Raw genomic sequence first — 24,716 nt, 5'->3', positions numbered from 1 at the left:
TCACGGAGTGAGGCCGTGAACGCGCGAGTGATGGTGGCGAACGCTCCCGTGAGTTTCGGTGTGTTCGGGCTGACCGACGTGCCGCCGCCGCTGAGCGCCGACGAGATGGTCCACGCGGTCTCCGGGGCCGGGTACGAAGGCATCGACCTCGGGCCGATCGGCTACCTGAGCATGGACCGGCTCGGCGGGCTGCTGCTCGCCGGAGGCTGGGCCGACCTGCGGTACGGCGACGCCGAGGAGTTCGAGCGAGGGCTGCCCGCGCTGGAGGCCACCCTTGACGTGTTCGCCGCGGCGCCGGCCGCTCCGTTTCCGCCACGGCCCACGCTGGGCTGTTCCGGCTCGCCGGAGCGGTTCGCCCGGCCGGGCGGCAGCGTTCCCGGGCTGACGGCGTCCGCGTGGCCGTCGTACGCCGCCCGCGTCCAGGAGGCCGCGAACCGCTGCCGCGACCGCGGCTTCGAGCCCGCCTTCCACCACCACCTCGGCACGTACGTGGAAACACCGCAGGACGTGGAGCGGCTGCTGGAGCTCACCGACGTGCCGCTCTGCCTCGACACCGGGCACCTGTTGCTGGCCGGGGGAGACCCGGTCGCGGCGCTGCGCGCGTGGGCCGGCCGGATCGGGCACGTGCACGTCAAGGACGGCGACACCGCGATCCTCGCCCAGGCCCTGGCCGACGGCGCCGATCTGCACGAGCTCATGGGCCGCGGCGGGTTCGCCCGGCTGGGCGAGGGCGAGCTGGACCTGCCCGCCGTGGTGGGCACGCTCGACGAGATCGGCTACGCGGGCTGGGTCGTCATCGAGCAGGACACCCTGCCCGGCCGCCGTACCGTCGCCGAGAACATCGCCGACCAAGCCGCCAACCGCCGCAAACTGGAGGAACTGGGACTGTGAGAATCGCTCTCATCGGATGCGGCGCGGTCACGCAGGCGGTGTACGTGCCGCTGCTGTCCAGGCGCCGCGACCTGTTCGAGGTGACCGCCGTCTGCGACCTGTCGCGCACCCTCGCCGACGCCGTGGGCGATCGGCTCGGCGTCGCCCGGCGCTACACGGCGCAGGAGGAACTGATCGACGCCGGCGGCTTCGACGCCGTGCTCGTGCTGGCCTCCGGCTCCCACGGCGAGACCGTGCGCCGGGCGCTGGCCGCCGGCTACGCGGTGCTCTGCGAGAAGCCTCTTGCCGTGACCAGGGCAGAGGTGGCGGCGCTGCCCGCGGGGCGGCTGATGGTCGGCTACATGAAGCAGTACGACCCCGCCGTTCGCCGGGCCGAGGAACTGCTGGCCGAGCTGGGCGGCCCCGGTGTGATCAGGTCGGTCGAGGTGACCGTGCTGCATCCGAGCGCGGGGTCGCAACTGGCGTTCGCGAACCTGGCTCAGGCGCGTGACGTGGACGCCGGCCTGCTCGCCTCGCTGCGGGCCGCCGAGAGCGCGCTCGTCTCAGGGGCGCTGGGGGATGCGGCGCCGGAGGCGGTGCGGAATGTGTACGGAGTGGCGCTGGGGTCGATATGTCACGACTTGTCGCTCTTGAGGCGCTTTACCGGGTCGCCTGTGGAAATTTCGTACGTGGAGGCCTGGGGCCCCGCCACCGCCCCCGGCTCCATCGAGATCTCCGGCCGGCTGCCCGCCCAGGGCCGGTTCGCCATCCGCTGGCACTACCTGGAGGACTACCCGGCCTACCGCGAGACCGTGGCCATCCACCACGACCAGGGCACGCTGGAGCTGGCCTTCCCCGCGCCCTACCTCATGAACGCGCCGACCACGCTCACCGTCGTGTCCGGCGCCGAGTCCCGCAACGAATACCGGGACGTGACCGAGGCGTTCGAAGTACAACTGGCCGCCTTCCATGCTTTCGTGAACGATGGAAAGCCGCCGCTCACCGACGTGCGCGGCGCGCTGGAGGACATCGTGACGGCCCAGCGGATCGCCGCCCGCTACGCCGTACAGCATGATCTGCCCATCGGAGGGGAGGCAGTGTGAGCACGGAGATCGTCGTAGTACCGCACACGCACTGGGACAGGGAGTGGTACGAGCCGTTCCAGCGCTTCCGGCTGCGCCTGGTGGCGCTGCTGGACGAGGTGCTCGACACGATGGAGCGCGAGCCCGGCTACCACTTCACCCTCGACGGCCAGCTCGCCTGCGTGGACGACTACCTGGAGGTGCGGCCGGAGAACCGCGACCGCGTCGCCGCGCTGGTCGAGTCGGGGAGGCTGGCGGTGGGACCGTGGCAGATCCTGCTGGACGAGTTCCTGTGCTCGGGCGAGAACATCGTCCGCAACCTGGAGCTGGGCATGGACCGTGCCGACAAGCTCGGCGGGGCGATGCCGGTCGGCTACCTGCCGGACATGTTCGGGCACGTGGCGCAGATGCCGCAAATCCTGCGCAAGGCCGGGCTCGCGGACGCCTGCGTCTACCGGGGCGTGCCGTCCTCCGTCACCACCGACGCCTTCGCCTGGGTCGCCCCCGACGGGACGGCGCTGCGGACCCAGTACCTCCCGGCCGGCGGGTACGGCAACGGCGCCCACCTCTTCCACGACCCCGAAGGGCTGGCGGACCGGGCGGCCGCCTTCGTGAAGACGATGCGCGAGTGGCACGGGCCCGAGGGGCCGCTGCTGGCGATGTACGGCACCGACCACTCGGCGCCCGTACGCGGCCTGCCGGAGATGGTGGCGGCGATCGACGCCCGCATGGACACCTTGTCCGGCTATATCGGGTCCCGCTATTCCGGACAATATTCGGATGACGTGGCGGGGTTGCCCCGGGTCGAGGGAGAGCTGCGCTCGCATGCCCGGGCCAACATCCTCCCCGGCGTCATCTCCATCCGCCCCCACCTCAAGCAGGCCATGGGCCGCGCCGAGCGGATGGTCGAGCGCTACGCCGAGCCGATGGCCGCCCTCTGGAGCGGCGAGTGGCCCGGGCGGTTCCTCGACATGGCGTGGTGGCGGCTGGTGGACGCCAGCGGGCACGACTCGGTGACCGGGTGCGGCGTGGACGAGACCGCCCAGCAGGTGGCCGCCCGTATCGCGGAGGCCGAGCACCTCGGGCAGGCCGTACGCGACATGGTGACCGCGCAGCTGGCCGCGGCCGTGCCGTCGGACGGGGTGCTCGTCGTCAACCCCACGCCCGGCGTGCGCAGCGGCATCGTGATCGTCGACGTCGCCGGGAGCGACCCGCTGGTGGACCCCTCGGGCGCTCCCGTGCCGGCCCAGCCGCTCGAGTACGCGCCCACGCTGCTGCTCGACGAGGAGATGGACCCCGCCACGGCGCTGACGTTCATCCATGGCACCGAGCTGTACGGGCAGCACATCACCGGCTGGTCGGCCGAGAACGGCGTGCTGACCTTCACGGTGGCCCGCGAGACCTCGGCCGCCTTCGACGTGGCCGACCTGCGCGGGGCGCTGGACGGCGTGAGCCGCGTCCGCATCCTCGCCGAGCCCAGGCGCACGGTCGCGGCCATGGTCGAGGTGCCGCCGCTGGGCCACACCAGTCTCCGGCCCGTGCCGCGCGAGCGGGTGTTCGGCCCGCCCGTGCCCTCCGGCGGCCTGCCTGACATCCGGCACCACGATTCCTGCTGGCTCGGCTCCGACTCGGCCACCCTGCCGGTGCGCGGCGACGAGGAGGTGATGGACAACGGGCTGCTGCGGGTCGCCATCGCCGGCGACGGGACGCTGACGCTGATCGGCCAGGACGGCACGACCGTGACGGGAGCGGGCCGCATCGTGGACGGGGGCGACGTCGGCGACACCTACAACCACGCGCCGCCGCCGGCCGACCTGATCGTGTCCGCGCCGGAGTCGGTCGAGGTGGAGCTCGTCTGCTCAGGACCGCTGGTGGCGGCGGTGGACGTACGGCGCACGTACCGGTGGCCCGCGGCCGGTGACGGGCTCGACGGCGCGCCCGAGGTCCCCGCTCTTTCGAGGACTTCCCGCACGGAGGAGATCGTCGTCACGACCAGGGTGGAGCTGCGGGCCGGCGAGCCGTACGTCCGCCTGCACGTCGAGTTCGACAACCGTTGCACCGACCACCGTGTCCGCCTGCACGTCCCGCTCCCCGTCGCGGCGACGAAGTCGCACGCCGAAGGCCAGTTCGCCGTCGTGACGCGCGGACTGACCGCGGAGCCGGGCTGCGGGGAGACGCCCCTGCCCACCTTCCCCGCCTCGTCGTGGGTGGCGGCCGGCGGGGTGGCCGTGCTGCTGGAGCACGTGACGGAGTACGAGCTGGTGGACGGGGAGCTGGCGCTGACCCTGCTGCGCTCGGCCGGCTACCTGTCCCGCAACCGCAACGCGCTCCGCCCGGAACCGGCCGGGCCGCAACTGCCGACTCCGGGGGCGCAGTCGCGCGGGGTGCGGTCGGTGAGCCTGGCGCTGATGCCGTACGAGAAGTCGTGGGGCGAGGTGGTCCCCCAGGCGGAGACCTTCCGCCACGACCTGCTGGTGGTCCCGGGGACCGGCGATCGTTCTCTGGACCTGCCCGCCCCTGCCGCCGGGCTGTCGGTGACGGGGGACGGCGTGGTGATGACCTCGCTGCGGGTCCGCGACGGGTGGCGGGAACTCCGCGTGGTGGCGCTCACCCCTAACGACACGGAAGCCGTGATTTCGGGCGGCATCGTGCAAGCCCGGCATGCCGACCTGCGAGGGCGTCCGGGCGAGTCAGTGCAGGTCAAGGATGGCGAGGTACGGCTTCGCCTGAAGGCTTGGGAAATCTCGACCATCCAGATTCGTCAACTGTAGGTAGCGTATCGAACGCAAAAAGTAATATCGCGCCGGCCCGAGCCACCGAATTCGGCGTCGTTCGGGAGACGCAACGAGACCCGGACAACGACCGGGTAGCCGGCGTGCCTCATCGCCGCACAACCTCCCGCCGCCTTGTGGGCAGCCACAACACACGCGGCTCTACTTCATGTCGCCGACAATTGCCCCAGCTCAGAGGCATGGAAAACACTGGCCGATATGAACATCGGCCCCGTCGACTCCGCCAGGGTCCCGCGTTTCGCAGGGCCCGCCACCTTCGCCCGCCTGCCCCGTCTCGACCAGGTGGAGCGGGCCGACGTCGCCGTCGTGGGGGTGCCCTTCGACGCCGGCGTCTCCTACCGGCCCGGCGCCAGGTTCGGGCCCGCCGCGGTCCGTGAGGCCTCGCGGTTGTTGCGGCCGTACCACCCCGGGCTCGACGTGTCGCCGTTCGAGAGGGCGCAGGTGGTCGATGCCGGAGATATCGCGGCCAATCCCTTCGATATCGGGGCGGCCATCGAGAGCATCGAGGAGGCCGCCGCTTCCGTCCCGGCGAAGCTCGTCACCATCGGCGGGGATCACACGATCGCCTTGCCGCTGCTCCGGGTGGCCGCCAGAAAGCATGGGCCCGTCGCGTTGCTGCACTTCGACGCGCACCTCGACACCTGGGACACCTACTTCGGGGCCGAGTACACGCACGGGACGCCGTTCCGGCGGGCGGTGGAGGAGGGGCTGCTGGACACCGAGGCCGTCAGCCACGTCGGGATCCGGGGGCCGCTGTACGGCAAGAAGGACCTGGAGGACGACCGGCGGCTCGGGTTCGGCATCCTGACCGCGGCCGACGTGCTGCGGCGCGGCCTGGACGAGGTGATCGACATGCTGCGGCAGCGGGTCGGCGACCGGCCGCTGTACGTCTCGATCGACATCGACGTGCTGGACCCGGCCCACGCCCCGGGCACGGGGACGCCGGAGGCGGGCGGCCTCACCAGCCGGGAACTGCTGGAGATTCTGCGCGGCCTGGCCGGATGCGACCTCATCGGGGCGGACGTCGTCGAGGTGGCCCCGGCCTACGACCACGCGGAGATCACCTCGATCGCCGCCTCCCACGTGGCGTACGACCTTGTCACCTTGCTGGCGATGCGGGAGAAACAGTCATGAGCGAGATCACCGAGATCGAGACGTACGGCGTCGAGCGCATCCCGGACGAGGACCGGACCGCGCGGCCGCTCGACCTGTTCAGGGTGGCGTTCGGCGGCGCGAACACCTTCGCCACGTGTGTGCTCGGGGCCTTCCCCATCCTGTTCGGCCTGTCGTTCTGGCAGGGGCTGGCCGCGACCGTGCTGGGGCTCGTGGCGGGCGCGCTGATCCTGGCGCCGCTGGCGTTGTTCGGGCCGCTCAACGGCACCAACAACGCCGTCTCGTCGTCGGCTCACCTGGGCGTGCACGGCCGGATCGTGGGGTCCTTCCTGTCGTTGCTGACGGCGATCGCGTTCTTCTCGATCTCGGTGTGGTCGTCGGGGGACGCCTTGGTGGGAGGTGCGCACCGGCTGGCGGGGCTGCCGGACACGGACCTGTCGTACGGCGTCGCGTACGGGATCTTCGCGGTGCTCGTGCTCGTCGTCTGCGTGTACGGGTTCAGGTTCATGCTGCTCGTCAACAAGGTCGCGGTGGCGGCGGCGTCGCTGCTGTTCGTACTGGGGGCCTTCGCCTTCGCCGGGGACTTCGACCCGTCCTATCCCGGCACGCTCCCGGCGGGCGATCCGCTGTTCTGGCCGTCGTTCATCGGCGCGACGCTGATCGTGTTGTCGAGCCCGGTGTCGTTCGGCGCCTTCCTGGGCGACTGGTCCCGGTACATCCCGGCAAGCACGCCGCGCTCCCGGGTCATGGCCGCCGCCTTCCTCTCGCAGATCGCCACCATCCTGCCGTTCTTCTTCGGGCTGGCCACGGCGTCGATCATCGCGGTCAAGGCGGCGGAGCTCATGGATCCGGCCGCGCCCAACTACGTCGGCGGGCTGTTGGCCATCGCCCCCGGCTGGTACTTCGTGCCCGTCTGTCTCATCGCGCTCATCGGCGGCATGTCCACGGGTACGACCGCGCTCTACGGCACAGGACTCGACTTCTCCAGCGTCTTCCCCCGGTTCTCGCGGGTGCGGGCGACCGTGTTCATCGGCACGCTGTCGATCGTCTTCATCTTCATCGGCCGCTTCGCCGCGAACCTCACGCAGAGCATCTCGACGTTCGCCACGCTGATCATCACGTGCACGGCGCCGTGGATGGTGATCATGATGCTCGGCTACGTGACCCGGCGCGGCTGGTACGACCCCGAGGCGCTCCAGGTCTTCAACCGCCGCCAGCGCGGCGGCCGCTACTGGTTCGCGCACGGCTGGAACTGGCGCGGCCTGACCGCCTGGCTGGCGTCGGCCGGGCCGGCGCTGGCGTTCGTGAACCTGCCGGGCCAGTTCGTCGGCCCGCTCGGCGACCTGGCGGGCGGCGTGGACGTCTCGCTGCCGGTGGGCCTGGCCGTGGCCGGGGTGCTCTACCTGGCGCTGCTCACCGCGTTCCCTGAGCCGAGAGAGGTCTACGGCCCGGACGGGCCGCGTCTCGTGCGGACGGCGGACACACCGATCCTGCCCATCCTGGAGACCGAGACCGTGGGCTAGCGGGTGCCCCAGGAGTACGTCTGCTTACGCAGCTTGAGGTACACGAACGACTCCGTGGCGCGTACCGAGGGGATGGCGCGGATCTTGCTGAGGATCTCCAGCAGGTGCCCGTCGCCCTCGCACACCACCTCGACGATCACATCGAAGGAGCCCGCCGTGAGCACCACATAGTCGATTTCCTCGATGGCGGCCAGCTCGTCGGCCACCGCCTCCAGGTCGCCCTCGCAGTTGATCCCGATCATCGCCTGCCGGGGGAAACCCAGCGTCAGGGGGTCGGTGACCGCGACGATCTGCATGACGCCGGCCTCCTGGAGCCGCTGCACGCGCTGGCGTACCGCGGCCTCGGACAGGCCCACCGCCTTGCCGATCGACGCGTACGGCATGCGCCCGTCCGCCTGGAGCTGCTCGATGATCTGCTTGGACAGGTCGTCGAGCACGACGGGACCGGGGTTCGAGCTGTTTCGGCGTACGCGGGGCGGCGTCGTCATCGAGAGGGATCCTCCTAGCGGTCCGGCGTTTCGGGGGCATTCCCGCTTGGTTGCCGTCCTGCTGCGACATGTTGTCAGTTCTTGGCGGTCTGTCAAGCGAATTCGTAGCAATTTGATATCTTCACCACGAAATCCCTTGTCCAGATGCTTCCGCTCTGTCAGAGTCGCGGCATCTCAGCCACCTCGCGAGGAGGGCGCATGACCACCCGTCTGCAGAACTTCATCAACGGTGAGTTCGTGGACGCCAAGAGCGGCCGATTCTCCGACATCATCGATCCCTGCACGGGTGAGGCCTATGTGCAGGCCCCCGTGTCGGGCACCGAGGACGTCGACGCCGCCTTCGCCGCCGCGTCCGCCGCTTTCGACTCGTGGGGCAGAACCACCCCGGGCGAGCGGTCCAACCTCCTGCTCAAAGTGGCCGACGCGATCGACGCGCGGGCCGATGAGATCAACGAGGCCGAGTGCCGCGACACCGGCAAGCCGCGTGCCCGCATGGCCGAGGACGAGACCCCCATCGCCGCCGACCACTTCCGCTTCTTCGCGGGCGCGGCGCGCACGCTCGAGGGCCCCACGGCGGGCGAGTTCCTCGCCGACCACACCAGCGTCATCCGGCACGAGCCGATCGGCGTGGTCGGCCAGGTCACGCCGTGGAACTACCCGATGATGATGGCGGTCTGGAAGATCGCCCCGGCGCTCGCGGCCGGCAACACGGTCGTGCTCAAGCCGTCCGACACCACCCCGGCCTCCACGCTCAAGCTCGCCGAGATCCTCGGCGAGGTCCTGCCTCCGGGCGTCTTCAACGTCGTCACCGGCGACCGCGAGACCGGCGCGCTCGTCGTGAGCCACCCGGTGGCCTCCATGGTCGCGATCACCGGCTCGGTAGGCGCGGGCATGTCGGTCGCCAAGAGCGCCGCCGACGACCTCAAGCGGGTGCACCTGGAACTCGGCGGCAAGGCGCCGGTCGTGGTCTTCGAGGACGTCAAGGATCTGAGCAAGGCCGCCGCCGACATCGCCACCGCGGGCCTGTACAACGCCGGCCAGGACTGCACCGCCGCCTGCCGGGTGCTCGTGCACGAGAGCGTGCACGACGAGTTCGTGGCCGCGCTGACCGAGGCCGCCGCCGGCACCGTCACCGGCGGCCTCGACAACGAGGACGCGCTGTACGGGCCGCTCAACAACGAGAACCAGCTCGCCAAAGTCCAGGGCTTCATCGAGCGCGTCCCGCCGCACGCCAAGATCCTCACCGGCGGGCAGCGCGTCGGCGACAAGGGCTACTTCTTCGCCCCGACGATCGTGGACGGGCTCAAGCAGGACGACGAGATGGTGCAGAACGAGGTCTTCGGACCCGTGATCACCGTCCAGACGTTCACCGACGAGGCCGACGCGCTGGCCAAGGCCAACGACGTCAAGTACGGCCTGAGCGGCTCGGTCTGGACCTCCGACCACGGCCGCGCCATGCGCATGTCCAACCGGCTCGAGTTCGGCGTGGTCTGGGTCAACACGCACATCCCGTTCGTGTCGGAGATGCCGCACGGCGGCTTCAAGCACTCCGGGTACGGCAAGGACCTGTCGGTGTTCGGCCTGCACGACTACACCCGCGTCAAGCACGTCATGCACTACATCGGTGAATAGCACACGATGACCAGTGCCATCGAGCTTGCGAACGTCGTCAAGGAATACCTCTCGCACGGAGAGACCGTCCAAGCCGTCAAGGGCGTCTCGCTGGACATCGCCGAGGGGGAGTTCTTCTCCCTCCTCGGCCCGTCCGGCTGCGGCAAGACCACGACCATGCGGATGATCGCCGGCTTCGAGGCCCCGACGAAGGGCCTGGTGAAGCTGCACGGCCAGGACGTCACGAACGTCCCGCCGAACAGGCGCGACGTCAACATGGTCTTCCAGTCCTACGCGCTCTTCCCGCACATGAGCGTCTGGGACAACGTGGCCTTCGGGCTCAAGCAGCGCAAGACGCCGCAGGAGGAGATCAGGCGGCGGGTCGGCGAGATGCTGGAGATCGTCGACCTCACGGGAAGGGAGAAGCGCCGCCCGCGCGAGATGTCCGGCGGCCAGCAGCAGCGGGTGGCGCTGGCCAGGGCCCTGGTCAACCGGCCGCGGGCGCTGCTGCTCGACGAGCCGCTCGGCGCGCTCGACCTCAAACTGCGTCAGGCCATGCAGATCGAGCTCAAGCGCATCCAGCGCGAGGTCGGCATCACGTTCGTGTACGTCACGCACGACCAGAACGAGGCGCTGACCATGAGCGACCGGATCGCCGTCATGAACGACGGCCTGGTCGAGCAGCTCGCCGGGCCGCGCGAGATCTACGAGCGGCCTTCGACGGCGTTCGTGGCCGGTTTCATCGGCACCTCGAACCTGCTGACGGGCACCGCGACCGGCGGCACGCTCAAGATCAGCGGTGGCCGGGTGCTGGTGCCCGGCCAGGACGGCGACGTGACGGTCACCGTCCGGCCCGAGAAGATCACCATCGGCACCGAGGAGCCTTCGGACGGGCTGAGCTCCGTCCGCGGCACCGTGGCCGAGGTGGTCTACCTGGGCACCTACAACAGTTACGCGGTGAGTCTCGCTGACGGGGCCGAGATCACCGTTTTCCAGCAGAACGCGCATGACGCCACGGCCACGGCGGAGCGGGGAGACTCCGTGTGGCTGTCCTGGCAGGCGCAGCACTCGTACGTGATTGGAAGTTGATAGCACCTCATGGAACCCCGTCTCCACCTCCCCCGTCGTGACGTCTTCAGGCTGACCGGGCTCTCCGCCGCGGGGCTGGCCCTGGCCGCCTGCGGCGTGCAGGGGCAGAAGGCCGCACCGCCCAAGGCCGACGCCGTCAAGGACTTCTGGTCCAAGCAGACCAAGCACGGCAAGCTCGTCTTCGCCAACTGGCCCGAGTACATGCCCGAGGACCAGGCTCCGCTGAAGCAGTTCCAGCAGGCCACCGGCATCTCGTACGAGTACAAAGAGGTCATCCAGGAGAACGCCGAGTTCTTCGGCAAGGCCGATCCGGTGCTGCGCGCCGGGCAGTCGCTGGGCTACGACATCGTCGTCATGACCAACGGCATCCAGCTCCAGAACATGATCCAGCTGGGCTACTGCGTGCCGCTCGACCACGCCCAGCTGCCGAACTTCGCGGCCAACGCGGGGCAGAAGTACAAGGAACGCGCCTACGACCCGGGCAACAAGTACACGATCCCGTACACCTCTGGTGTGACCGGGATCGCGTACAACACCGAGCACGTCAAGGAAGGCATCACCAGCATCCGGTCGCTGTTCGACCCGAAGTACAAGGGGCGGGTCGGCATGATGTCCGACGCGCAGGAGATCGGCAACTTCGGCATGTTCGCGCTCGGCATCGACCCGGAGAAGTCGACCGAGGCGGACTGGCGCAAGGCCGGGGAGAAGCTCAAGGAGCAGCGCGACGCCGGAATTGTCCGGAAATATTATGACCAGAGCTATATCGACGCCGTGTCCAAGGGCGACGTCTGGCTGACCATGGCCTGGTCGGGCGACGTCTTCCAGCGCCAGCTCGCCGGCGAGCCGGTCAAGTTCGTGGTGCCCGAGGAGGGCGGCACGATCTGGACCGACAACATGCTCATCCCGAAGGGCGCCGCCAACCCGGTGGACGCGCTCATCCTCATGGACTACCTCTACCAGCCGGCCGTGGCCGCCGAGTTGGATGAGTTCATCCAGTACGTCACCCCCGTCCCGGCCGTCCAGGACCTGCTCAGGGAGAAGGCCAAGACGGCCAAGGGGGAGACCAAGAAGGCGCTCGAGGACATGGTCGGCAGCTCTCTCATGTTCCCGACCGAGGCCGACTACGCCAAGCTGCGCGGCTACACGCCGCTGGACAACAAGCAGCAGCAGATCTTCAACCCGATCTTCCAGTCCATCACCCAGGCGTAGCGATGAGGCGGCTCACCCCCTACCTGCTGGCGCTGCCGAGCTGGATGTGGCTGGCGATCTTCCTGGTCGTGCCCATGGTGGCGATGGCGTCGGTGTCGCTGCAGACCGGCAACGCGATCGACGGCTTCGCCATGACGTTCAGCGTCTCCAACTACTCGGACGCGCTCGGCAGGTACAGCACCCAGCTGGTCCGCTCGCTGCTGTACGGCGCGATGGCGACCGTGGCCATGCTGATGATCGGGTACCCGGTGGCGTACTGGATCGCCTTCAAGGGCGGGCGGCGCAAGTCGATGTACCTGTTCCTGCTGCTGCTGCCGTTCTTCGTGTCGTTCGTGCTGCGGACGATCTCGTGGAACTTCCTGCTGTCGGACGACGGAGTCCTGTTCGGCACGCTGAAGGGCTGGGGGCTGCTGCCTGACGACTTCCACGTACTGGCCACGACGTTCGCCGTGGTGGGCGGGCTGACGTACAACTTCCTGCCGTTCATGATCCTGCCGATCTACGTGGCGCTGGAGCGGGTGGACCCGCGGGTGGTGGAGGCGGCGCAGGACCTGTACGCCACCCGGGCCTCCGCCTTCCGGCGGGTCGTGCTGCCGCTGTCGCTGCCCGGGGTGTTCGCCGGGGTGCTGATGACGTTCGTGCCGGCCACGGCGGACCCGATCAACGCGGCGATCCTCGGCGGCACCTCCAACACGATGATCGGCAACATCATCCAGACCGAGTATCTGACCAACCTCAACTACCCGACCGCCTCGGCGCTGTCGTTCACGCTGATGGCGGTGCTGCTCCTGGGCATCTTCGTCTACGCCAGGGCGCTGGGCACCGAGAACGTCCTCGAGGCGGCGGCCCGATGAGGGGCTCTCGGCTCGGGGACAAGCTGCTCCACGTCTACACGTGGCTGATCATCCTCTGGCTGTCGTCGCCGATCGCCGTGATGATCCTTTTCGGGTTCAACGACAAGAAGAGCAAGTCCAACACCACCTGGCAGGGCTTCACGCTGCGGTGGTACGCCGAGCTCTTCGACATCTCCGACCTGACCGTGGCGCTGCGGAACTCGCTGGTCATCGCCGCGGTCAGCACGATCATCACAGTCGTGATCGGCACCATGCTGGGGCTGGCGCTCGGCCGGCACCGTTTCCGCGGCAAAGGCGTCACGAACTTCCTGGTCTTCGCCGCCATCTCGACGCCCGAGCTCGTCATGGGCGCGTCACTGCTGTCGCTCTTCGTCTCCGGGAACGTGCCGCGCGACGCCAACACGATCATCATGTCGCACGTGCTGTTCTCGCTGTCGTTCGTGGTCGTCACGGTGCGGGCGCGGGTCGTCACCCTCGATCCGTCGCTGGAGGAGGCCGCTCGCGACCTCGGGGCCACGGCGTGGGGCACGTTCCGGCAGGTCACGCTGCCGTCGATCCTGCCGGGCGTGATGGCCGGGGCGATGTTGTCGTTCGCGCTGTCCATCGACGACTACGTGGTCACCAGCTTCGTCAACGGCTCCACCGTCACCTTCCCGCTGTGGATCGTCGGGGCGGTGAAGACGGGTATCCCGCCGCAGGTCAACGTCATGGGTACGCTGATCTTCGGCATCGGGGTGCTGATCGCGATCGGGAACGCGGTCGCGGCCCGGCGTCGAAACTGAGGGCCGTACCTGACTCTTTCGTAGGGAAGTGGGATTTGTGGATCCGCTGAAGGCGCTGGCTGACGCGGAGCGCAAGCCGTACTGGCTGGACAGCCCGGCCAGACCCGAGCCGCAGCCGCGGCTCATCGGAAACACCACCGCCGACCTGGTCGTCGTCGGCGGCGGCTTCTCGGGGCTGTGGACGGCCCTGATGGCCAAGGAACGCGACCCCTCGCTGGACGTCGTCCTGCTCGAAGGGCGCAGGATCGGCTGGGCGGCCACCGGCCGCAACGGCGGGTTCTGCATGGCGACCCTCACCCACGGCCTGGCCAACGGGCTGGAACGGTGGCCGGAGGAGATCGACCGGCTGGAGCGCATGGGGGTGGACAACCTCGACGAGATCGAGCGCACACTGGAGCGCTACGACGTCGACTGCTCCTTCGAGCGTACCGGGGAGCTGCACGTGGCCACCGAGCCGTGGCAGCTCGACGGGCTCAACGAGCACCTCGACCTGATCTCCGAGCTGGGGCTCGACTACCAGCCCCTGGATCGGGACCAAGTGCGGGCCGAGGTGAACTCGCCGACCTACCTGGGCGGGCTCTGGGAGCGCAGCGGCTGCGCCATGCTCGACCCGGCGCGACTGGCGTGGGGGCTGCGGGAGGCGTGCCTGCGGCTCGGCGTACGCGTCCACGAGCGCAGCGCGGTCCGCTCGCTGCGCGACGACGGCGCCACGATCGCCCTCCGCACCCTGTACGGCACTGTCACCGCCCGCCACGTGGCGCTCGGCACCGGGGTGTTCCCGCCGCTTCTGCGGTGGCTCAAGCACTTCGTGGTCCCTGTGTACGACTACGCGCTCATGACCGAACCGCTGACCGACGCCCAGCTCGCCGAGGTCGGCTGGCGCAACCGGCAGGGCGTCGGCGACTCCGGGAACCGCTTCCACTACTACCGGCTGACCGACGACAACCGGATCCTGTGGGGCGGCTACGACGCCGTCTACTACAACGGGGGCCTGGTCAAGCCGGAGTACGACCAGCGCGACGAGACGTTCGTGACGCTCGCGCGGCACTTCTACGACACCTTCCCACAGCTCGCCAAGGTGCGCTTCACCCACCGGTGGGGCGGGGTGATCGACACCTGCAGCCGGTTCAGCGCGTTCTACGGGCAGGCGCACGGCGGGAGGCTGGTCTATGCGGTCGGCTACACCGGGATGGGCGTCGGGGCCACCCGGTTCGGGGCGAACGTCATGCTCGACCTGCTGTCCGGGGAGCGCACCGAGCGGACCGAGCTGCGGATGGTGAAGGAGAAGCCGATCCCGTTCCCGCCCGAGCCGGTGCGGTCCGGGGTCATCCAGTTCACCCGATGGTCGATCGCCCAGGCCGATCAGCACCAGGGCAGGCGCAACCTGTGGCTGCGCGCGCTCGACCGGATGGGGCTGGGATTCGACTCCTGACATGAGGGCATGATCCTGCCAACCCCCGATGAGATCACGGGGGTTGGCGCGTGCGTGCGAAGTGTGTGGCGTCGTGGGTTGGCCTGGCGCTCGTGGTGGGGTGCGGGGCCGAGCGGGCGCCGGTCCTGCCTGCCGCGGTGAAGGCGCCGGTCAAGGTAGGGCGATGTGTCCTGAAATTTCCTGACTTGCGGGCTGGACGCGCCGCTCGGGCGCGGCTCCAACACGACATTTCCCGATATCTCAGCCGACGCCCTGGGCGGATCGTCTACGCGGCGCTCGACCTCGTCACCGGCGCCAGGCTGGGCCGGGGAGAGCACGAGCACGACATGATCACTGCCAGCGGCGCCAAGGTGGACGTCGTCATGGCGCTGCTGGCCCGCCGGAGCGGCGGGCTGGACGAGGGCGAACGGGACCTTGCGGCCCGCATGATCAGGGAGAGCGACAACAGCGCGGCGGACGCGATGTGGTCCCGGGTCGGCGCGGGCGGCGGCATGAGCGCCTTCTACGACCGGGTGGACCTGCGGGAGACCACACCCGGCCCGAGCAAGTACTGGGGCGGCACCACCACCAGCCCCGCCGATCGGATCCGCCTGCTGAAAGTGCTGGTCCGAGGGGGCAAGGGGCTGAGCGCCGCCGACCGGAGGCTGGTGCTGGGGCTGATGGGGCGGGTGCAGAAGGACCAGGCGTGGGGCGTCAGCGCCGCCGCCCGGCCGGGGGACCGGGTGGCGCTCAAGAACGGCTGGACGCCCCGGCCGTTCATCCACAACACGTGGGCCGTCACCAGTTACGGCCGCATCGTGGGTCCCGGGCGCGACCTGCTCCTGTCGGTTCAGACCGACCGCCAACCGGGGGAGGGGACGGGGGTCCAGTCCATCGAGGGCATCGCCAGAATGATCGGGTTCCGCCTCCACACCCTGTCCCCAACCACCGCGCGCCCCTGCCCCGCCACCCCAATCGCCTGACCATCCGGCACCGCTCTCCCACCGTGGGTGCCGCAGGGTCGAATCCGGCCTGGGGCACTCTTCTCCACCAGGCATTTTCCGTCTGACCTGCGGTTCCTCAGCCGCAGGCCTCTTGCTTCCCGCCCCCGGTTCCGGATCCGATCAGCGATCCAGTCAACATCGTCGGCATGGACATACGCAGACGAGACCGCTCGGCGGAGTCCTTCCCGAATGCTCGGATGCCGCTTGAAACTGTGCTGATGGGTGCAGAGCCGGCACGTGCGCCTTCTTCCGGCCATCCGACAGGCTCAAGGACCCCGAATCACGTTCCGGCGGCACGGATGATGTACCGGGTCTGCGGATCGTAGAGCCAGTCCTCGTTGATCCTCTCTCCCGTGACGCGTCCGGCCAGTTTCAGGGCCGTTGTGATCATTTCTTCGTCGGAGAGATCGTCGTCCTCGTCCGTGTCCGGCATGCGTAACCCCTCGGCATAGCCCTCCAGCGGAGCCGGAATGTAGCGCATATCTCCGGAGGAGACGACGATGCCGTCCATCGCGTAGACGACACGGTGGCCACCGTTGACGTGCCAGTACAGGCCGATCGCGCGGCCACCGTTGCGTGACAGCGCGGAAAGAGCCCACTCTTCGACGATGTCCAACTGCTGGACCTGCACGGCCAACGTCCATGAGCGGCATTCGCCGACCAGGATGATCCCATCGGCATCGGCGGGACGTTCCGCATCGTTGAAGAATCCCCCGCCGATGCCCCGCAGGGAACAGGGCGTGGCGGTCGTGAGGTCGGCTCCGAGACGGGTGGCGGCCTCGACCGTGCTGAGGTCTTCGGCCCAGACGGCGGCGAACTGGTCCTCCGCCGGCGGCCAGTAGGACACCAGCAGGTCGTAGAGGTAGGTGGGTGCTGGCATTCGGTTACCTTTCCGGCGGCAGTGTGCGTAGAAGAGTCGCAGATCGTTTCCTGCGTTCTCGTTGTGCTCCACGAGCACAGGCTGGATAGAGAAGTTCCAGGCCGGGGTCGAAACCGCCGTAGAAGGTTTGACTACGCGCGGGCGGCCAGGACCTCCTCCGGGATCTCCTTCGGCACGCCCCGCAGCCCCACCAGCGCCAGCACCGCGACCACGGCCAGCATCACCGCCGTGACCAGCGACATCAGGTGTGCCCCTTCGAGGAACGCGGTCTGCGCCGCCCGCATCAGCTGCCCGGCCTGCTCGGCGGGCAGCGCCGCGGCCGTGCCCACCGCCCCTGCGAGCGACTCCGCGGCGGCCTCCCCGGGCACCCCTGCCGGCAGCTCCAGGTTGGCGCGGTACGCGCTGGTCAGCACGGTGCCCAGGATCGCGATGCCGAGCGCCCCGCCCAGCTCGAAGGCCGTCTCCGAAACCGCGGCCGCCGCCCCCGCCCGCTCCCTGGGCGCGGTGGCCAGCACGTTGTCGTTGTTGACCGTGAAGGCGAACCCGATGCCGACGCCGCCGATCACCATGACCGGCAGCAGGGTCAGGTAGTTCAGCTCGGTGCCGAGCGTGGCGTAGTAGAGGAACGAACCCGCGTTCATGGCCAGGCCCAGCGCGACCACGCCGTTCCTGCCGATGCGCTGGATGAGCTTGGCGGCCAGGACCCCGCCGACCGCGCCGCTCAGGCCGCCGGGCAGCTGCGCCAGCCCCGCCTGGAGCGGCGACCAGCCGAGCACGAGCTGCAGGTACCAGGCGAACATCAGCATCATGGCGGACATCGCGAAGATCGCCAGCAGGTTCGTGAGGATGGACGCGCTGAACGCCCTGCGCGCGAAGAGCCGCACGTCGATCAGCGGCTCGGCCAGCCGCGTCTGCCGCCACACGAACAGCGCCAGCAGCGCCACCCCGGCCACGCCCGCAATCAGCACGTCGGCGTGCGCGACGCCCTTGTGCGCGGCCTCCTTGACCGCGTAGACGACGGTCACCATGCCGGTGAACGACAGGGCGACGCTGATCAGGTCCAGCCGGCCCGCGTGCGGATTACGCGACTCGGGCAGCACCAGGATCCCGCCGACCAGCACCAGCAGCATGATCGGCACGTTGATCAGGAACACCGAGCCCCACCAGAAGTGGTCGAGCAGCAGTCCGCCGACCACCGGGCCCACGGCGAAGCCGGCGGCGCTCATGCCGCTCCAGATCCCGACGGCCGTGGTCCGCTCGCCGGGCTCGGTGAAGACGTTCCTGACGATCGAGAGCGTGGACGGCATGATCGTCGCCCCGGCCACGCCGAGCAGCGCCCTGGCGGCGATCAGCAGCTCGGCGTTGGGCGCGTACGCCGTCACGACCGAGGCCGCCCCGAACGCGGCCGCGCCGATCAGCAGCAGGCGTTTGCGGCCGATCCGGTCGCCGAGGTTGCCCATGGTGATGAGCAGTCCGGCGAGCGCGAAGCCGTACATGTCGCCGATCCAGAGCAGCTGCGTGGAGTCGGCGCCGAGGTCGGTCACCAGCCGGGGCAGGGCCAGGTGCAGGACGGTGAGATCGAGCGAGAGCAGCAGGGTGGCCAGGCAGGCGATGGCCAGACAGGCCCATTTGTTCTTCATGGCGCCCACTGTTCAGCGATCGCCTGACCGCCGGCCTACCGTTCGCTGACCATCCGGCTGACCTCGGCCAGCGCGGCGTCGATGCGCTTGCGGGTGTCCTCGGTGCTGTACCACTCCTGGGGACACACGTCGCGGGCCCGGATCAGGTGGGCGCGCGCCTCCGCCGCCTCGCCGCGCGCCAGCTCCACCTCTCCCATGCCGAGATACGCCCAGGCCAGCGTGTCCATGCAGCCGTATCTGCGCGACAGCTCTTCGGCCAGCGCGTAGTCGGCCCCGGCGCCCGCCGGGTGGCCCAGGCTCAGCAGGGCGTCGGCACGGCGGCACAGCGCCTCGGCGATCTCCGTGTTGGAGCCGAGCTCGCGTGCGATCAGCAGCGCCTCGCCGGCCAGCGCGTACGCCCTCCGGTAGTCGCGCCCAGCCTGGTAGAGGTAGCCGAGCCCGGACAGCACCAGCACGGTGCCCCAGCGCTCGCCGATGGCCTTGAACGCGGCCAGGCTCCGCTCGAAATGGTCCACGGCCTCCGCCACGCGGTCGAGCGCCTGGAGCACGAACGCCGCTCCGGCCATGCCCAGAGCCTTCGGCCAGGGAGGAAGGACCGAGGTGTTGACCGTGAGCTCCTCGTAGGCCGCCACGAAGTCGTCGGGCGGCCCCGTGAACATCGACAGCAACATCATCAGGAACTCGACCCGCTGCGGCAGGTAGGTGATCGGCAGGATCTCGCGAACCTCCGCCAGCCGCGCACGCAGCTCGTCGTCGATCTGCCCGGCCCAGGCGGTGACGAGCACGCACATGACGTACTCCTCCTCCATGCCGTCGATCCGGGTGGCGCCGAGCCTGGCCAGCACCTCGGCGGCCAGAGCGGCGCTGGTGGCGCGGTCGCCGCGCATCCACCAGTAGCAGGCGCTGTACGCCAGCAGGCGCAGCGCCATCTCCAGCCGACCCGAGTCGGTCGCCCAGCGCACGGCCGCGTTGAGGTCGTCGCTCTCCTCGTCGAGCCTGGCCAGCCACTCCAGCTGGGTGCGGGTCCGCAGCCGCGCGTCGGCCGCGAGGACCAGGTCCAGGTAGTACGCGGCGTGCGCATCGCGCATCGCCTCCACCTCGCCGGACTCGGCCAGCCGCTCCGCGCAGAACGCGTGGATCGTCTCCAGCATCCGGTAGCGCCCGCCCACGAACTCCACCAGCGACTTCTCCGCCAGAGAGAACAACACCTCCTCCGGCAGCCCGCACACCCGCTCGGCCGCCTCGGGCCGCGCCCCGCCCACGAACACGGTCAGCCGCCTGGCCAGCCGCTGCTCGCTCTCGTCCAGCAGGTCCCAGCTCCAGGCCACGACCGCGCGCAGCGTCTGGTGCCGGGGCAGCGCCGTACGGCTGCCGCGCGCCAGCAGCCGGAACCGGTCGTCGAGCCGCGCCGCCACGTCGGACACCGACAACGTCCGCAGCCGCGCCGCGGCCAGCTCGATCGCCAGCGGCAGCCCGTCGAGCGCCCGGCAGATCCGCACGACGTGCGCGGCGTTGCCCGCGTGCACGGCGAAGCCGGGCTGGACGGCGGCGGCCCGGTCGGCGAACAGCCGGACAGCGGGATAGCTCAGCGGGTCGTCCGTCTCGGGTGGCGGCAGCCGCAGCGGCGCCACCGGCAGGATCGACTCGCCGGTGATGCCCAGCGCCTCCCGCCCGGTCGCCAGCACCCGCAGATCCGGGCAGGAGGCCAGCAGCAGGTCGGTCAGCTCGGCGGTGGCCGCGACGAGGTGCTCGCAGTTGTCCAGCACCAGCAGCAGCTTGCGGTCGGCGAGCGCGGTGACCAGCCGCGCGACCGGGTCCACGGCCCGTCCGTCGGCAGGGTGCCGCAGGGCGTCACGGATGTCGAGCGCGGCCAGCACCGCCCGGGGCACGTCAGCGGCGTCGGAAACGGGCGCGAGCGGCACGAAGCAGACGTCCTCCGGCTCCTGCTCGGCCGTCTCGATCGCGAGCCGCGTCTTGCCCGCGCCGCCGGGGCCGATCAATGTGACGAGCCTGCCGGCATGCAGCCTCTCGCTCACCTGGGCCAGCTCATCGGCCCGCCCGACGAAGGTGGTGAGCTGCGCCCGCAGGCCCTGCCGCTGCCTGGCCGCCCGGGGCAGGGGCGCGCCGAGCGCCGGGTCGGCCCGCAGCACGGCCAGGTGCGCGGCGGCCAGCTCGGGCCCCGGTTCGACGCCCAGCTCCTCGTCCAGGATCTTCCTGGCCTCGTCGTAGACGGTCAGCGCCTCGGCCTGGCGGCCGCTGCCGTACAGGGCCCGCATGAGCTGGGCCCGCAGCCGTTCGCGCAGCGGGTGGGCGGCGATGAGCTGGCTCAGCTCGGCGACCAGCTCCCGATGCCGGCCGAGGTCCAGGTCCGCCTGCACGCGGTCCTCGGTGGCGGCCAGCCGCAGCTCCTCCAGCGCCGTCGCCGCGGCCTCGGCGTAGGGGGCGTCGGCCAGCGGCGCGCCGTGCCACAGCTCCAGCGCCTCGCGGAGCAGCGCGGCCGCCCGGCCGGGGTCGCCGCCGGCCAGCTCCTTCCTGCCGGCCTGGGCGAGCTGCTCGAACCGCCGCGCGTCGACGTCCTGCGGGTCGGCCACCAGCCGGTATCCGGCCGGGTGGAACTCCACCAGGTCCTTGCCCAGCACCCGGCGTAACCTGGACACCTGCGACTGCAGCGCGTTGGCCACGCCGTCGGGCGGATGCGCTCCGTACATGCCCTCCACCAGCTGCTCCGCGCCGACGATGCGCCCGGCGTGCAGGGCCAGCAGCGTGAGCAGGGCCCGCACCCGGGGGCCGCCGAGTGCGACGGGCTCGCCGTTCTCGCCCAGCGCGGCGGTGGGCCCGAGGATGTGGAAGCGCATGCGTCGATTATCGCGGCTGGGGTCATGGCCTCACGGCAGCAGCGCGGTCGTCTCCGCATATGTCGGGATCTGGGGTGCGGGTCTGCCCTGGATGCCGAGCGCCGTCGCCAGCGCGCCCTGGAGCGCCGCCCGGTACAGCAGCGACCCGGTGCTCACCCTGGCAACACCGGCCTCGGCGAGCCGGGCCGGCGTGGGGCCGCCCGGTTGGTAGAGCACGTTGAGCGGCAGCGGTGTGCTCGCCGCCACCTGCGCGATCTCGCCGAGGTCGCGCAGCCCCGGCACGAAGATCCCGTCGGCGTGACCGTACGCCCGCACCCGCTCCAGGGTGTCGCCGGTACGCAGCCAGCACGTGTCGGTACGGGCGTTGACGAACACGCCGTGGCCCATTGCCGCCTCGATGATCCGCTGGTGCAGCTCGATCGGGCGCAGCGTCCCGTCGGGGCGGCCGTCTTCCAGGTTGACACCCGCCACGCCGAGCGCGGCCAGGCTCGCCACCAGGTCGGACACCTCGGCCGGGTCGTCGCTGAAGCCGCCCTCGACGTCCACCGTGATCATGACGCCCAGGTCCGTGATCGATTCCGCCAGCTCGATCGTCTCGGCCCGGGTGGCGCCGGCCGCGTCCGGCTTCCCGTACACGGCGGCCACGCCGAGGCTGGTCGTGCCGATAGCCGGGAAGCCCTGCGCGGCCAGGGCGGCGGCCGAGCCGTAATCCCAGGCGTTCGGCAGGAGGAACGGTTCGCCGGGGCGGTGCAGGTCGCGGAAGCTCACAGCAGGACCTCCAGTACGCCTGCGGCCAGGGCGAGCGCGTGGACGGGGGCCGGGCAGGGGCGCACGCCGTGTCCGAAGGTCAGATGCGGCGCGTCGGCGCGTGCGGGATCGAAACTGTCCGGGCCGGCGAACACGCCGGGGTCGCGGTTGGCCGCCACCAGATCGATCGTCACCTCGTCGCCGGTCACCGTGTCGAGTCTGCGGGTGGCCTTGAGCGGCGGGTCATGTCTGAGCGTCTCGCGCAGCAGCGCGTCGACGTCGCCTCCGTGGTCGGCATGGCGAAGGGCGTTCTCGATCAGGCCCTCCGTGGCGGCGTGGGCCTGCAGGAGCAGCGTGACGGCCGGAAGGTCGGCCTGGGCGAGCAGCTTGGCGACGGCGGCGTCGGCCTCCGGGCTCTCCTCGCCCGACAGGTAGCCGTTCGCGGCGGCCGGGACGGCGCCGGTGTCCCGCACGCCGAGCGCGGTCCCCAGCACCTCCGTGGGCACGCCCCGCCAGTCGCCGTCCCGCTCCAGGGTCCTGGCCCTGGCCGCGGTGCGCAGTTCGGCGGGGTCCAACGCGGCCAGCCGGTCCACCACCAGGCGGCGCCGACCGGTGTGCGTGTCCCCGGTGCTGAACCGCGACACGTGCGCGCGCAGCCAGGCCAGCGTCCCCTCGCGGCCGTCCTGGCGTACGGGAGGCGGCACGTACCTGGCGTCGGCCAGCACCACTAGGGCTTCGGCATGGCGTGTGATGAGCATGGACTCCACGCTAGAACGCGATCATTTCGACGGCGGTCGAAGCGTGCTCAGGCCGCCAGCCGAGGGGAATCGTGGGGCCGCTCGGGCTCGGCGGCCTCGATGGGCGCCGCCTCGGCCCGCACCGCCGGCCGGCCGGCGAGGGCCGCCAGCGCCATCACGGTGATGAGCAGCATCTCGGCCAGCACCACGGCACGCTCCATCAGCCCGTAGTAGGCCACGCCGTTGATCAGCGGCGAGGTGATGGAGGCGGGGTGCGCCGCCAGGTACACCGCCAGCGTCACGGCCGAGGCCACGCTCATGGCCCGGACCGCGTTCCAGCGTGGCGCCGCCTCCCGGCCTCTCGCCAGGGTCCAGCCGGCGACCGGCAGCGACGTGAAGACGACCGCGGCCGCCCAGCGGTGGATCTCCCCGGAGAGCGAGCCGACCTGCGACGTGCCGGGATCGGTGGGGAAGATCGCGCTCATCATCAGGCCCGCGGCCCCGGCCAGCAGCAGCACGCGGGTGGCCGCCGTCCGCGACGGCTCGGTCGCCGCCAGCCCGTACGCGAGACACAGGCACGCCCCCGCCAGCGCCAGCATCCCGATCAGCACCGGTACCAGCCCGCCGGACACCAGCGCGTAGTCGCTGATCAGCGGCTGAACGGGTAAGGCGACCTGCGCGTACGCCAGCGCGCACGCCGACGCCACGGTGCCGGCGACGGTGCCCCAGACGGCCTGCCATGGGGTCATTGAGCCACCTCGTCATAGATCTTCTCGAACCGGCCGAGCGACGTCTGGTCGTCGTGGGTGAGCGCCAGCTCCCTGCTGGACCTGCCGAGCCGGGCCCGCAGGTCGTCGTCGGTCAGGATGGCGGTCAGGTGGCGGGCCAGCGCGACGATGTCGCCGGGCTGGAACAGGTGGCCGTTGCCGTTCACCAGGTGCGGCAGCGCCATCGCGTCCGCGGCCACCACGGGCAGGCCCGTGGCCATGGCCTCCAGCGTGGCGATGCTCTGCAGCTCGGCGACGCCCGGCATGGCGAAGACGTCGGCGGCGGCGTACGCCTGCGGCATGCTCTCGTCGGGCACGAAGCCGAGGAAGAACACCCGCTCGGCCACCCCGATGCGCTTGGCGAGCTTCTCCAGCTCGCCGCGCTGGTTGCCCTTGCCGACGAGCGCGACCTGCGCGTCGGTCTCGTTGAGCACGAGAGGCAGCGAGCGGACCAGTTCGTCGATGCGCTTCTCCTCATCGAGGCGGCCGACGAACAGCACGGTGGGCCGGTCGGGCAGGTCGAACAGCTTGCGCGCCCACGCCTTGGGCTCGGCGTGCGGGTGGAACCTGCCCAGGTCGATCCCGCAGGACACCGGCTCCACCTCGCGGGCGAACCCCTGGTCGGCCAGGAGCCTGGCGGCCAGCGGGGTGGGCGTGGTGATGTGGTCGGCCCGGTTGAAGATCCGGCTGAAGTCGCGCCAGGCCAGCCGGCCCGCTTTCGCCCGCAGCCGCTCGGGGATGTGGGCGAATTGGAAGAGGTTGTCGGGCATGAAGTGGTTGGTGGCCACGACCGGGACGCCGGCACGGCGGGCGGCGGCGATGGCGGCCCTGCCGACCACGAAGTGGCCCTGGGTGTGCAGCACGTCCGGCTTGATGTCGGCGACCAGCCGGTCGAGCCGGGTCGGGACGGTGAAGCGCATGGTGGGGTGGACCAGCAGCGGCGCCGAGCGCAGCCGGTGCACGATCACGCCGTCCACCACGTCGGCGCTGGCCGGGCCGAGGTCCGACTGGCACACCACGTGCACTTCGTTGCCGCGTGCGGCCAGGCCGGTGGCCAGGCGGTGGGTGAAGTAGGCGGCGCCGTTCACGTCGGGGGGATAGGTATCGGACGAGATCAGCACCCGGCGAGGACGCTCGGGGGCGGGGGTGGGGGCGAGCTCGGCGTGGTCGGTGACGCTGTGCAGGGGCATGGCCATGACGGTGACTCCAAATTCACAAGGGAACCCGGCTGGGGGAGGGCCGGAGGAAGAACGGGGGACGAC

At 70.5% G+C, this 24,716-nt stretch carries 20 protein-coding genes; 12 read left to right on the top strand and 8 right to left on the bottom strand.

The features are described 5' to 3' along the window. Window positions 1–15: 15 nt before the first annotated feature. From ACIBX3_RS00235 to ACIBX3_RS00215, 5 genes are all read left to right on the top strand, one after another. A complete protein-coding gene (locus ACIBX3_RS00235) occupies window positions 16–891 on the top strand; it encodes a TIM barrel protein (RefSeq protein ID WP_397111554.1) in 876 nt (291 codons plus the stop codon). Then, window positions 888–1,973 carry a Gfo/Idh/MocA family protein gene (locus ACIBX3_RS00230; RefSeq protein ID WP_397111553.1) on the top strand — a complete coding sequence of 362 codons (1,086 nt, stop codon included), beginning with the start codon at window positions 888–890 and terminating at the stop codon, window positions 1,971–1,973. Before ACIBX3_RS00235 ends, ACIBX3_RS00230 begins: the two co-directional genes overlap by 4 nt. After that, entirely contained in the window at window positions 1,970–4,723 is a 2,754-nt protein-coding gene (locus ACIBX3_RS00225) for a glycoside hydrolase family 38 C-terminal domain-containing protein (RefSeq protein ID WP_397111552.1), read from the top strand. Before ACIBX3_RS00230 ends, ACIBX3_RS00225 begins: the two co-directional genes overlap by 4 nt. A gap of 219 nt (window positions 4,724–4,942) precedes the next feature. Further along, entirely contained in the window at window positions 4,943–5,878 is a 936-nt protein-coding gene (gene speB, locus ACIBX3_RS00220) for an agmatinase (protein WP_397111551.1), read from the top strand. Continuing rightward, a complete protein-coding gene (locus ACIBX3_RS00215) occupies window positions 5,875–7,380 on the top strand; it encodes a purine-cytosine permease family protein (protein WP_397111550.1) in 1,506 nt (501 codons plus the stop codon). Before speB ends, ACIBX3_RS00215 begins: the two co-directional genes overlap by 4 nt. Here ACIBX3_RS00215 and ACIBX3_RS00210 read toward each other — a convergent pair. After that, window positions 7,377–7,868 carry an Lrp/AsnC family transcriptional regulator gene (locus tag ACIBX3_RS00210; RefSeq protein ID WP_397111549.1) on the bottom strand — a complete coding sequence of 164 codons (492 nt, stop codon included), beginning with the start codon at window positions 7,866–7,868 and terminating at the stop codon, window positions 7,377–7,379. The genes ACIBX3_RS00215 and ACIBX3_RS00210 overlap by 4 nt on opposite strands. Before the next feature lie 198 nt (window positions 7,869–8,066). On the opposite strand from ACIBX3_RS00210, the gene ACIBX3_RS00205 reads away from it, so the two are divergent. The 7 genes from ACIBX3_RS00205 to ACIBX3_RS00175 all read left to right on the top strand — a co-directional run bounded on the left by ACIBX3_RS00205 (window position 8,067) and on the right by ACIBX3_RS00175 (window position 15,807). Then, window positions 8,067–9,500 (top strand): gamma-aminobutyraldehyde dehydrogenase, encoded by a 1,434-nt coding sequence (locus ACIBX3_RS00205; RefSeq protein WP_397111548.1) that lies wholly within the window; start codon window positions 8,067–8,069, stop codon window positions 9,498–9,500. A gap of 6 nt (window positions 9,501–9,506) precedes the next feature. Then, window positions 9,507–10,568: an ABC transporter ATP-binding protein gene (locus ACIBX3_RS00200; protein ID WP_397111547.1), complete on the top strand. Its 1,062-nt coding sequence runs from the start codon at window positions 9,507–9,509 to the stop codon at window positions 10,566–10,568. A gap of 9 nt (window positions 10,569–10,577) precedes the next feature. After that, window positions 10,578–11,777, top strand: a complete 1,200-nt coding sequence (locus ACIBX3_RS00195) for a spermidine/putrescine ABC transporter substrate-binding protein (protein ID WP_397111546.1) — start codon at window positions 10,578–10,580, stop codon at window positions 11,775–11,777. Between the two features lie 2 nt (window positions 11,778–11,779). After that, window positions 11,780–12,631 (top strand): ABC transporter permease, encoded by an 852-nt coding sequence (locus ACIBX3_RS00190; RefSeq protein ID WP_397111545.1) that lies wholly within the window; start codon window positions 11,780–11,782, stop codon window positions 12,629–12,631. Then, window positions 12,628–13,413, top strand: coding sequence for an ABC transporter permease (locus tag ACIBX3_RS00185; RefSeq protein WP_397111544.1), 786 nt, complete (start codon window positions 12,628–12,630; stop codon window positions 13,411–13,413). The genes ACIBX3_RS00190 and ACIBX3_RS00185 overlap by 4 nt, the downstream gene beginning before the upstream one ends. Window positions 13,414–13,450: 37 nt before the next feature. After that, a complete protein-coding gene (locus ACIBX3_RS00180) occupies window positions 13,451–14,845 on the top strand; it encodes an NAD(P)/FAD-dependent oxidoreductase (protein ID WP_397111543.1) in 1,395 nt (464 codons plus the stop codon). Window positions 14,846–15,030: 185 nt separating this feature from the next. Then, a complete protein-coding gene (locus tag ACIBX3_RS00175; protein ID WP_397111542.1) occupies window positions 15,031–15,807 on the top strand; it encodes a serine hydrolase in 777 nt (258 codons plus the stop codon). 301 nt (window positions 15,808–16,108) lie between these two features. On the opposite strand, the gene ACIBX3_RS00170 is transcribed toward ACIBX3_RS00175, so the two are convergent. Genes ACIBX3_RS00170 through ACIBX3_RS00140 form a run of 7 tightly spaced genes read right to left on the bottom strand, consistent with a single transcriptional unit; the run spans window position 16,109 to window position 24,650 of the window. Beyond that, entirely contained in the window at window positions 16,109–16,780 is a 672-nt protein-coding gene (locus ACIBX3_RS00170; protein WP_397111541.1) for a hypothetical protein, read from the bottom strand. Between the two features lie 59 nt (window positions 16,781–16,839). Continuing rightward, a complete protein-coding gene (locus ACIBX3_RS00165) occupies window positions 16,840–18,348 on the bottom strand; it encodes a DHA2 family efflux MFS transporter permease subunit (RefSeq protein ID WP_397111540.1) in 1,509 nt (502 codons plus the stop codon). Between the two features lie 35 nt (window positions 18,349–18,383). Further along, window positions 18,384–21,203, bottom strand: a complete 2,820-nt coding sequence (locus ACIBX3_RS00160) for a BTAD domain-containing putative transcriptional regulator (RefSeq protein ID WP_397111539.1) — start codon at window positions 21,201–21,203, stop codon at window positions 18,384–18,386. Window positions 21,204–21,233: 30 nt separating this feature from the next. Further along, on the bottom strand, window positions 21,234–21,971 hold the full coding sequence (locus tag ACIBX3_RS00155; protein WP_397111538.1) for an isocitrate lyase/phosphoenolpyruvate mutase family protein: 738 nt from the start codon (window positions 21,969–21,971) through the stop codon (window positions 21,234–21,236). Further along, entirely contained in the window at window positions 21,968–22,708 is a 741-nt protein-coding gene (locus tag ACIBX3_RS00150) for a hypothetical protein (RefSeq protein ID WP_397111537.1), read from the bottom strand. The genes ACIBX3_RS00155 and ACIBX3_RS00150 overlap by 4 nt, the downstream gene beginning before the upstream one ends. Window positions 22,709–22,755: 47 nt before the next feature. After that, entirely contained in the window at window positions 22,756–23,436 is a 681-nt protein-coding gene (locus tag ACIBX3_RS00145) for a DUF998 domain-containing protein (RefSeq protein ID WP_397111536.1), read from the bottom strand. Then, a complete protein-coding gene (locus ACIBX3_RS00140; RefSeq protein WP_397111535.1) occupies window positions 23,433–24,650 on the bottom strand; it encodes a glycosyltransferase in 1,218 nt (405 codons plus the stop codon). Before ACIBX3_RS00140 ends, ACIBX3_RS00145 begins: the two co-directional genes overlap by 4 nt. Between the last annotated feature and the right edge of the window lie 66 nt (window positions 24,651–24,716).

The sequence above is a fragment of the Nonomuraea sp. NPDC049480 genome, assembly GCF_044465905.1.
Taxonomy (GTDB): Bacteria; Actinomycetota; Actinomycetes; order Streptosporangiales; family Streptosporangiaceae; genus Nonomuraea.
Note: the sequence above shows the minus strand (reverse complement) of the source record. Positions and strands in the feature narration are given on the sequence as shown.

Excerpts from the sequence above, each read along its gene's own strand:
- speB (WP_397111551.1), top strand. The coding sequence starts at position 4,943 with ATGAACATCGGCCCCGTCGACTCCGCCAGGGTCCCGCGTTTCGCAGGG.
- ACIBX3_RS00215 (WP_397111550.1), top strand. The coding sequence starts at position 5,875 with ATGAGCGAGATCACCGAGATCGAGACGTACGGCGTCGAGCGCATCCCG.
- ACIBX3_RS00210 (WP_397111549.1), bottom strand. The coding sequence starts at position 7,868 with ATGACGACGCCGCCCCGCGTACGCCGAAACAGCTCGAACCCCGGTCCC.
- ACIBX3_RS00205 (WP_397111548.1), top strand. The coding sequence starts at position 8,067 with ATGACCACCCGTCTGCAGAACTTCATCAACGGTGAGTTCGTGGACGCC.
- ACIBX3_RS00200 (WP_397111547.1), top strand. The coding sequence starts at position 9,507 with ATGACCAGTGCCATCGAGCTTGCGAACGTCGTCAAGGAATACCTCTCG.
- ACIBX3_RS00195 (WP_397111546.1), top strand. The coding sequence starts at position 10,578 with ATGGAACCCCGTCTCCACCTCCCCCGTCGTGACGTCTTCAGGCTGACC.
- ACIBX3_RS00190 (WP_397111545.1), top strand. The coding sequence starts at position 11,780 with ATGAGGCGGCTCACCCCCTACCTGCTGGCGCTGCCGAGCTGGATGTGG.
- ACIBX3_RS00185 (WP_397111544.1), top strand. The coding sequence starts at position 12,628 with ATGAGGGGCTCTCGGCTCGGGGACAAGCTGCTCCACGTCTACACGTGG.
- ACIBX3_RS00165 (WP_397111540.1), bottom strand. The coding sequence starts at position 18,348 with ATGAAGAACAAATGGGCCTGTCTGGCCATCGCCTGCCTGGCCACCCTG.
- ACIBX3_RS00160 (WP_397111539.1), bottom strand. The coding sequence starts at position 21,203 with ATGCGCTTCCACATCCTCGGGCCCACCGCCGCGCTGGGCGAGAACGGC.
- ACIBX3_RS00150 (WP_397111537.1), bottom strand. The coding sequence starts at position 22,708 with ATGCTCATCACACGCCATGCCGAAGCCCTAGTGGTGCTGGCCGACGCC.
- ACIBX3_RS00145 (WP_397111536.1), bottom strand. The coding sequence starts at position 23,436 with ATGACCCCATGGCAGGCCGTCTGGGGCACCGTCGCCGGCACCGTGGCG.
- ACIBX3_RS00140 (WP_397111535.1), bottom strand. The coding sequence starts at position 24,650 with ATGGCCATGCCCCTGCACAGCGTCACCGACCACGCCGAGCTCGCCCCC.